Raw genomic sequence first — 9,104 nt, forward strand, 5'->3', positions numbered from 1 at the left:
AGGAGGAGTGTCAGTGACAGAGGGCGACATTCACTCGATGGTGATCGCGTCGGACTACCGGATTCCGGACCCGGCCAAGGTGTGGCCGTTGCTCGAGCGCCGCAAGGCGGCGCTGGCCGACATCGGTGCCCACCACGTGCTGGTGTACACCTCAACCCACGACCACGGCCGCGTGCTGGTGATGATCGGCGTGCACAGCCGTGAGCCGATCGTAGAGTTGCTGCGATCGCGGGTGTTTTTCGAATGGTTCGACGCCGTCGGGGTCGACGACATCCCGGCGGTCTTCGCCGGCGAGATCGTGGACAGGTTCGTCCCGGAGTCTCCGCCGGTGGCCCCGAAGGCGCCGGGCGTCGTGGTCGCCGCGTTCGCGTCGGTGGACAGTGTGACGACGCTGCACACCGAGGTAGGTCTCGCCATGGATCGGTTCACCGCGGCGGGGATCCGGAAGACCTGGGTCTTCCAAGCTTTCGACGACCCGCATGAGGTGCTGATCCTGCAGGAGTTCACCGACGAGGACAGCGCCCGGGAATGGATCGAGCATCCGGATGCGGCGGCTCAGTGGCTGAGCGGAGTCGGGATCGGTGCGTACCCGCCGTTGTTCGTCGGCCGGTATCTCGACATGATGCGAATCGGGACGGACTGACCGGCGCGATGTATGTGTGCCTGTGCAACGGCATCACCAGCCAGATGGTCGCCGAAGCGGTGACGTCGGGCGCATCGACCAGCAAGGAGGTCGCGGCCGCGTGCGGCGCCGGCGCCGACTGCGGACGCTGCCGGCGCACCGTGCGCGCGATCATCGCGTCGGCCAACAGCGATCGCCATCGTCTCGCTCAGTGATCTTGAGGCTGCATCGGCCCGACGAGTTGGGCGAGCAGGGGCGGGATTTCCAGGCGCGGCAACACCACTTCGACGAACACCATGCGGTCCTGGTGTTCGGCGGCCGCGGTCAGTGCGTCGTCGAGTTCGCCGTAGGTGTGCGCCCGGAAGGTCAGATGATTGGTCACCCCCAACGTGTTGGGGACATCGGTCCATCGCCAGGCCACGATGTCGTTGTAGGGGGCGGTCTCGCCGTGAATCGCGCGTTCGACGGTGTACCCGTCGTTGTTGACCACCACGATCACCGGGGACAGGCCTTCCCGGGAGAAGCTGCCGAGTTCCTGCACGGTCAACTGCGCGGCACCGTCACCGATCAGCAACACCGTCCTGCGGTCCGGATGCGCCACCGCCGCCCCGAAGGCGGCGGGCAACGTGTAACCGATCGAACCCCACAGGGGTTGACCGATGAAGGTGACGCCCTGGGGCAGCACGTGGTCGGCCATGCCGTAGAAGCACGTCCCCTGATCGGCCAGCACGACGTTGCCCGGGGTGAGCGCGGAGCACAACCGGTCCCACAGCATCGGTTGGGTGAGCGGCTCGTCGCGTCCCGGTGTCGGTGCCGGCGCCGGAGTCGGTGGCGCCACCACGGCCGCTGACTTGACGCCCCGCTCGGTCAGGATCGTGGTCAGCGCCTGCAGGGCGGCGGCCATTTCCAGCGGGGCGAACACGTCGTCGCCCACGCTGCTCTGATACTGGCCGACATCGATGGTTCGGGCTGGGTCGATGCGCTGGCTGAAGAAGCCGCTGACCATGTCGGTGAACACCACCCCGGCGGTCACCAGCACCGGCGCCTCCTCGATGGCCGTCCGAACCCGTTGCGCGCTGGCCGCACCCGCGTAGATACCGAGGAAGTTGGGGGAGCTCTCGTCGAGCAGGCTCTTGCCCCACATCAATGTCGCATGCGGAACCGTATCTGCCGCCAACAGCGCCTCGAGCTCGTCGACCGCGTGCAGTCGGTGCACCAGCAGATCGGCCAGCACGGTCAGTTGGTGGTCGCCGATCAGTTTGGCGGCGGCTTCGGCGAACATGGCCAGTGCCCGCGGACTGGTGCCGCCGGTGTATTGGGCCAACGGAGCCGTCGGCGGTTCGGTGGGAAAGCGTGCGACGTCGGTGGACATCAGGATGTATCCGGGACGCTTTTGCTCCCGAACTTCTTCGAGCACCCGGTCGATCTCGCGGCAGGCCGTCGCGGGCATGAGATTGGCTTGCGCACATGTGATTTCACGACTGATACGCAAGAAGTGCTCGAAGTCGCCGTCGCCGAGCGAATGGTGCAGCGCCCGGCGGGTGGCCTGAGCATCCTTGGACGGTCCTCCCGCGATGTGCACGACCGGCACGTGCTCGGCGTAGCTGCCGGCGATCGCATTGGTGGCTGACAGTTCGCCGACGCCGAATGTCGTTACCACAGCGGACATTCCGCGGAGCCTGCCGTACCCGTCGGCGGCGTAGCCGGCGTTGAGCTCGTTGGCGTTGCCGACCCAGCGCAGCTCGGGGTGGGCCACGATGTGGTCGAGGAACGCCAGGTTGTAGTCGCCGGGTACGCCGAAGATCTCCGTGACGCCGAGTTCGGAGAGGCGGTCGAGGAGGTAGTCCCCGACGGTGTAGACGGGATCATTCACCCACCCGACGTTACGCCGGAAAGAGACTATTCCCGCCGGGGCACGACCGCGATATGGTGCGGGCCATGGCAATCAAAGAATCTCGCGACGTCGTCATCGAAGCCAGTCCGGAGGAGATCCTGGATGTCATCGCCGATTTCGAAGCGATGCCCGAGTGGTCCGAACCGCATCAGAGCGCACAGATCCTGGAGACCGGTGACGACGGACGTCCCAGCAAGGTGAAGATGAAGGTGAAGACCGCCGGCATCACCGACGAGCAGGTGGTCGCCTACACCTGGAGCGGCAACGAGGTGAGCTGGACGCTGGTCAGCTCCGGTCAGCAGAAGTCGCAGGACGGCAAATACACCTTGATTCCCAAAGGGAACGACACGTTGGTGAAGATGGAGATCAGCGTCGACCCCAATGTGCCGCTGCCCGGGTTCGTGCTGAAGCGGGCTGTCAAGGGCACCATCGACTCGGCGACCAAGGAGTTGCGCAACCGAGTGCTGAAGGTGAAAAAAGGCTAGTAACAACGTCGTTGGGAGCGCGGTCACGGTCCGCGGCCCCTGCGCACGGTGTCGAGCAGGCTTTTTCGCTTTTCGCGCATACCCCCCCTACGCTGGTCGGGCCACCGTCTGCCGGCACCACGCCGCTCGACGAAATCGGCTGGTAACAGACAATTTCCTGCAACAGCGCCCCAGGTGATGTCGTCGTTGCTAGCTTTGGTGACGGTGGCCGTAAAAGCATCGCGAGAATTCGTCATCGATGCGCCCCAGGAAGTGGTCATGGAGGCGCTGGCAGACGTTGGTGCGCTGACTTCCTGGTCGCCGCTGCACAAGAACGTCGAGATCCTCGACTACTACCCCGACGGCCGGCCGCACCACGTGAAGGCGACGATCAAAATCCTGGGATTGGTCGACAAAGAGATCCTCGAGTATCACTGGGGCCCGGACTGGGTGGTCTGGGACGCCGGCAAAACCGCTCAGCAGCACGGCCAACACGTCGAGTACAACCTCACCCCCGAGGGTCTCGACAAGACCCGGGTCCGCTTCGACATCACTGTCGAGCCGGCTGGGCCGATTCCCGGATTCATCGTCAGGCGGGCCAGTGAGCATGTCTTGGACGCCGCGGCCAAGGCGCTGCGCGAGCAGGTGATGGGTGGCGCGACCGAGCCGGACCCGTAGTTGGGTGGCGCGTTGACTCCTGCCCGACCTATTGATTGCTAGTTTGGGCAGCAGTGGCCATACAAGCATCGAGCGAAGTGGTTGTCGACGCGCCGCCGGACGTGATCATGGACGCGCTCGCCGACATGGACGCAGTGCCGTCCTGGTCTTCGGTACACAAGAAGGCCGAAGTCGTCGATACCTGGCCCGACGGCCGTCCCCGCCATGTCAAGGTCACCATCAAGGTGGTCGGCATCGTCGACAAGGAGTTGCTCGAATATCACTGGGGACCGGACTGGATGGTGTGGGACGCCACCAGGACGCTGCAGCAGCACGCCCAGCATGGGGAATACAACCTCACCCGCGAAGGTCCGGACAAGACGCGGGTGCGGTTCACTCTCACGGTCGAACCTTCGGCGCCGCTACCGGAGTTCCTGGTCAACCGGGCCCGCAAGAAGATCCTGCATTCCGCTCTGGAGGGGCTGCGTCAGCGGGTGATGGAAGGTTAACCGGCCAGCGCCGCCAGCCGCTTGATGGCCTCGTCCAGGGTCGCGTCGCGCTTGCAGAAGGCGAAGCGCACCAGGTGATTCCACAGTTCGTTGTGCGGGGCGGCCGGGTCGCAGAACGCCGACATCGGGATCGCGGCGACGCCCACCTTTTCCGGTAGCGCGGCACAGAACGCCGTGCTGTCGTCGTATCCGAGTGGGCGCGGGTCCGCGCACAGGAAGTAGGTGCCGTAGCTGTCGTGCACCGCGAACCCGACGTCGGCCAGCCCAGTGGCCAGCCTGTTGCGCTTGGCCTGCAACGAGACCCGCAGCGCGGCCACCCAGTCGTCCTGGGTGTCCAGCGCCAGGGCTACCGCGGGCTGGAACGGCGCCCCGCCGACGTAGCTCAGATATTGTTTGGCCGCACGCAAACCGGCGATGAGATGTGCTGGGCCGCAAGCCCATCCGATCTTCCATCCGGTGCAGTTGAACATCTTGGCCGCACTCGAGATGGTGACGGTGCGTTCGGCCATGCCGTCGAAGCCGGCCAGCGGCAGATGCCGGCGGTCGTCGTAGACCAGGTGCTCGTAGACCTCGTCAGTGATCACCAGAAGGTCTGCGGCTACCGCGATCTCGGCGATCGCCGCCAACTCGGGGGCGCTCAGCACGACGCCGGTCGGGTTGTGCGGGGTGTTGACGATCAGGGCTTTGGTGCGGGGTGTCACGGCGCGGCGCAGCGCGTCGGCGTCCAACGCGAAACCGGTGCCGTCGGCGGTTAACGGGACGGGCACCCGGTGCGCGCCCGCCATCGCGACCACCGGGGAGTAGGAGTCGTAGAACGGTTCGATCAGCAGCACCTCAGAGCCGGGCTCGACGAGTCCGAGCACCGCCGCGGCGATGGCTTCGGTGGCTCCGACGGTGACCAGGATTTCGGTGTCGGGGTCGTACTCGATTCCGAAGTGCCGCTGTCGCTGGGCGGCGATCGCCTGCCGCAGGGCCGGGATTCCCGGGCCGGGCGGGTACTGGTTGACGCCTTGCGCGATGGCATCCTGGGCCGCCCGCAGCATTTCCGGGGGGCCGTCCTCGTCGGGGAAGCCCTGCCCGAGGTTGACCGCCCCGATCCGCGCCGCCAGCGCCGACATTTCGGCGAACACCGTGGTCGCGTAGGGCTGCAGCCGCGGGACGGTCATGGCAGTCGAGCTTAGGCGCGTTCGTTTTCTCATCGAGTGCGCGGCTAGGCGCACGTTGGGTGTCGCGGCCGGGCGTCGAACGTCACGCCAGCGTGGCGCCGGGCGCCGAACGTCACGCCAGCGTGGCGCTGGGCGGGCGAGGATGCTCGTTTTCTTGTCGAGTGCGCGGCCAGCCCCACGCTCGCGCGGCGGCCGGGCGCCGAACGTCACGCTAGCGTGGCGCCGGGCGCCGAACGTCACGCTAGCGTGACGCTGGGCGGGCGAACGTGACGCTGGGCGCGCCGAACGTGACGCTGGGCGGGCGAGGATGCCGTTGACCAGCGAACTCCCTCCCAACCAACAGGTTGGCCGACGGCCCTGTTAGGGTGCGAGTACTGGACCTAGTCTGTGAGACGGATCCGAACCCTCCCTTTTTGGAACAGGAAATCGATATGTCCGAAGAAGCCTTCATCTACGAGGCCATCCGCACACCGCGCGGCAAGCAGCGCAACGGGTCGCTGAACGAAGTCAAGCCGCTGAACCTGGTCGTCGGCCTGATCGAGGAGCTGCGCAAGCGCAACCCCGACCTGGACGAGAACCTGATCAGCGACGTCATCCTGGGCTGCGTCTCGCCGGTCGGCGACCAGGGCGGCGACATCGCCCGCGCTGCGGTCCTCGCATCGGGCATGCCCGTCACCGCCGGCGGCGTCCAACTGAACCGGTTCTGCGCGTCCGGCCTCGAAGCCGTCAACACCGCCGCGCAGAAGGTGCGCTCGGGCTGGGATGACCTGGTGCTGGCCGGTGGCGTGGAGTCGATGAGCCGGGTCCCGATGGGATCCGACGGCGGCGCGATGGGCCTGGACCCGGCGACCAACTACGACGTGATGTTCGTCCCGCAGGGCATCGGCGCCGACCTGATCGCCACCACCGAGGGCTTCTCCCGCGACGACGTCGACAACTATGCGCTGCGCAGCCAGGAGAAGGCGGCCGAGGCGTGGTCGGGCGGTTACTTCGCCAAGTCGGTGGTGCCGGTCCGCGACCAGAACGGTCTGCTGATCCTCGACCACGACGAGCACATGCGGCCCGACACCACCAAGGAAGGCCTGGGCAAGCTCAAGCCGGCCTTCGAGGCGCTGGCGGCCATGGGCGGATTCGACGACGTGGCGCTGCAGAAGTACCACTACGTCGAGAAGATTAACCACGTCCACACCGGCGGCAACAGCTCCGGCATCGTCGACGGCGCCGCACTGGTCATGATCGGCTCGGAGAAGGCGGGGGCCGCCATCAACGCGACCCCGCGGGCGCGCATCGTCGCCACCGCCACCAGCGGCGCCGACCCGGTGATCATGCTGACCGGCCCGACACCGGCCACCAAGAAGGTGCTCGACCGGGCGGGACTGACCGTCGACGACATCGACCTGTTCGAGCTCAACGAGGCGTTCGCGTCGGTGGTGCTGAAGTTCCAGAAGGACCTGAACATCCCCGACGAGAAGCTGAACGTCAACGGCGGCGCCATCGCGATGGGTCACCCGTTGGGAGCCACCGGGGCGATGATCCTGGGCACCATGGTCGACGAGTTGGAGCGCCGCAACGCCCAGCGCGCCCTGGTCACGTTGTGTATTGGCGGCGGCATGGGTGTCGCGACGATCATCGAGAGGGTTTGAGCACATGGCCGACAACGCAATTCAGTGGGACACCGATGACGACGGCATCGTCACGCTGACCCTGGACGACCCATCGGGGTCGGCCAACGTGATGAACGAGAACTACATCGAGTCGATGGGCAAGACGGTGGATCGTCTTGTCGCCGAGAAGGATTCGATTACCGGTGTGGTGATCACCAGCGCGAAGAAGACCTTCTTCGCCGGCGGCGACGTCAAGAGCATGATTCAGATCGGGCCCGAAAACGCCGGTGAGGCATTCGATCTGGTCGAAAACGTCAAGAAGCAACTGCGCACGCTGGAGACCCTCGGCAAGCCGGTGGTCGCGGCGCTCAACGGAGCGGCGCTCGGTGGCGGCCTGGAGATCGCGCTGGCCTGCCACCACCGCATCGCGGCCGATGTGAAGGGATCGCAGTTCGGCTTCCCCGAGGCGACCCTGGGTCTGCTGCCCGGCGCGGGCGGCGTCACGCGCTCGGTGCGCATGTTCGGCATCCAGAACGCCTTCGTCAACATCCTGTCGCAGGGCACCCGGTTCAAGCCGGCCAAGGCCAAGGAGCTCGGTCTGATCGACGAGCTGCTGCCGACGGTCGAGGAGCTGGTCCCGGCCGCCAAGGCCTGGATCAAGGCCAACCCCGACTCGCACGAGCAGCCCTGGGACAAGAAGGGCTACAAGATGCCCGGCGGCACCCCGTCGTCCCCGGCACTGGCGTCGATCCTGCCGTCGTTCCCGGCGCTGCTGCGCAAGCAGATCAAGGGCGCGCCGATGCCGGCACCGAAGGCGATCCTGTCCGCCGCGGTCGAGGGCGCGCAGGTGGACTTCGACACGGCCAGCCGCATCGAAAGTCGTTACTTCACCACGCTGGTCACCGGCCAGGTCGCCAAGAACATGATCCAGGCGTTCTTCTTCGACCTGCAGCACATCAACGGCGGTGGCTCGCGGCCGGACGGCATCGAGCCGGTCAAGATCAACAAGATCGGTGTGCTCGGCGCCGGCATGATGGGCGCCGGCATCGCCTATGTCTCGGCCAAGGCCGGCTACGACGTGGTGCTCAAGGACGTCAGCATCGAGGCGGCGCAGAAGGGCAAGGGGTACTCCGAGAAGCTGGAAGCCAAAGCGCTTGAGCGGGGCCGTACTTCGCAGGAGAAGAGCGACGCGTTGCTGGCGCGCATCACCCCGACCGCCGACCCAGCCGACCTCAAGGGCGTGGACTTCGTCATCGAGGCGGTCTTCGAGAACCAGGACCTCAAGCACAAGGTGTTCCAGGAGATCGAGGACATCGTCGAGCCCAACGCGTTGCTCGGGTCGAACACCTCGACGCTGCCGATCACGGGCCTGGCCACGGGTGTGAAGCGGCAGGAGGACTTCGTCGGGATTCACTTCTTCTCGCCGGTCGACAAGATGCCGTTGGTCGAAATCATCAGGGGCGAAAAGACATCCGACGAGGCGCTGGCCCGGGTCTTCGACTACACCCTGGCCATCGGCAAGACCCCGATCGTGGTCAACGACAGCCGCGGCTTCTTCACCTCGCGAGTGATCGGCACCTTCGTCAACGAGGCGCTGGCGATGCTCGGCGAGGGCGTCGAGCCGGCGTCGATCGAGCAGGCGGGTTCGCAGGCCGGCTACCCGGCGCCGCCGCTGCAGCTGTCCGACGAGCTCAACCTGGAGCTGATGCACAAGATCGCCGTCGCCACCCGCAAGGGTGTCGAGGATGCCGGTGGCACCTACGAGCCGCACCCGGCAGAAGCCGTGGTGGAGAAGATGATTGAGCTGGAGCGGTCCGGCCGGCTGAAGGGTGCGGGCTTCTACGAGTACCCGGAGGGCAAGCGGTCCGGGTTGTGGCCGGGCCTGCGGGAGACGTTCAAGTCGGGTTCGTCCGAACCGCCGCTGCAGGACATGATCGACCGGATGCTGTTCGCCGAAGCGCTGGAAACCCAGAAGTGCCTCGACGAGGGCGTGCTGACGTCGACCGCCGACGCCAACATCGGGTCCATCATGGGCATCGGCTTCCCGCCGTGGACCGGTGGTAGCGCGCAGTACATCGTGGGCTACGAAGGTCCGTTGGGCCGGGGCAAGGACGCGTTTGTCGCCCGCGCCCGCGAGCTGGCGGAGCGCTACGGTGACCGCTTCCTGCCGCCGGACTCGCTGACCTGA

At 66.4% G+C, this 9,104-nt stretch carries 9 protein-coding genes; 7 read left to right on the forward strand and 2 right to left on the reverse strand.

What is annotated here, in order from left to right; translation table 11 throughout:
• Window positions 1–13 precede the first annotated feature (13 nt).
• Both AC5Y4D_RS10310 and AC5Y4D_RS10315 read left to right on the forward strand, forming a co-directional pair.
• Entirely contained in the window at window positions 14–643 is a 630-nt protein-coding gene (locus AC5Y4D_RS10310; RefSeq protein WP_499946884.1) for a fatty-acid--CoA ligase, read from the forward strand.
• A gap of 8 nt (window positions 644–651) precedes the next feature.
• Window positions 652–837: a (2Fe-2S)-binding protein gene (locus AC5Y4D_RS10315; protein WP_499946883.1), complete on the forward strand. Its 186-nt coding sequence runs from the start codon at window positions 652–654 to the stop codon at window positions 835–837.
• Here the strand turns inward: AC5Y4D_RS10315 and AC5Y4D_RS10320 are convergent.
• Entirely contained in the window at window positions 831–2,495 is a 1,665-nt protein-coding gene (locus AC5Y4D_RS10320; RefSeq protein WP_499946882.1) for an alpha-keto acid decarboxylase family protein, read from the reverse strand. The two genes, AC5Y4D_RS10315 and AC5Y4D_RS10320, sit on opposite strands and share 7 nt — an antisense overlap.
• Before the next feature lie 65 nt (window positions 2,496–2,560).
• Between AC5Y4D_RS10320 and AC5Y4D_RS10325 the strand changes: the two genes are divergently transcribed.
• The 3 genes from AC5Y4D_RS10325 (at window position 2,561) to AC5Y4D_RS10335 (ending at window position 4,146) form a co-directional block, all read left to right on the forward strand.
• Window positions 2,561–3,001 (forward strand): SRPBCC family protein, encoded by a 441-nt coding sequence (locus AC5Y4D_RS10325; RefSeq protein ID WP_499946881.1) that lies wholly within the window; start codon window positions 2,561–2,563, stop codon window positions 2,999–3,001.
• 204 nt (window positions 3,002–3,205) lie between these two features.
• A complete protein-coding gene (locus AC5Y4D_RS10330) occupies window positions 3,206–3,658 on the forward strand; it encodes an SRPBCC family protein (protein WP_499946880.1) in 453 nt (150 codons plus the stop codon).
• A 53-nt stretch (window positions 3,659–3,711) separates the two neighbouring features.
• Window positions 3,712–4,146 (forward strand): SRPBCC family protein, encoded by a 435-nt coding sequence (locus AC5Y4D_RS10335; protein WP_499946879.1) that lies wholly within the window; start codon window positions 3,712–3,714, stop codon window positions 4,144–4,146.
• Here the strand turns inward: AC5Y4D_RS10335 and AC5Y4D_RS10340 are convergent.
• Entirely contained in the window at window positions 4,143–5,312 is a 1,170-nt protein-coding gene (locus tag AC5Y4D_RS10340; protein ID WP_500037106.1) for a pyridoxal phosphate-dependent aminotransferase, read from the reverse strand. The genes AC5Y4D_RS10335 and AC5Y4D_RS10340 overlap by 4 nt on opposite strands.
• 431 nt (window positions 5,313–5,743) lie before the next feature.
• Between AC5Y4D_RS10340 and AC5Y4D_RS10345 the strand changes: the two genes are divergently transcribed.
• Both AC5Y4D_RS10345 and AC5Y4D_RS10350 read left to right on the forward strand, forming a co-directional pair.
• Window positions 5,744–6,955 (forward strand): acetyl-CoA C-acetyltransferase, encoded by a 1,212-nt coding sequence (locus AC5Y4D_RS10345; RefSeq protein WP_499946877.1) that lies wholly within the window; start codon window positions 5,744–5,746, stop codon window positions 6,953–6,955.
• Window positions 6,956–6,959: 4 nt separating this feature from the next.
• Complete coding sequence (locus tag AC5Y4D_RS10350) at window positions 6,960–9,104, forward strand: 3-hydroxyacyl-CoA dehydrogenase NAD-binding domain-containing protein (protein WP_500037107.1); 2,145 nt, start codon at window positions 6,960–6,962, stop codon at window positions 9,102–9,104.

The sequence above is a fragment of the Mycobacterium sp. NGS67 genome, assembly GCF_059812185.1.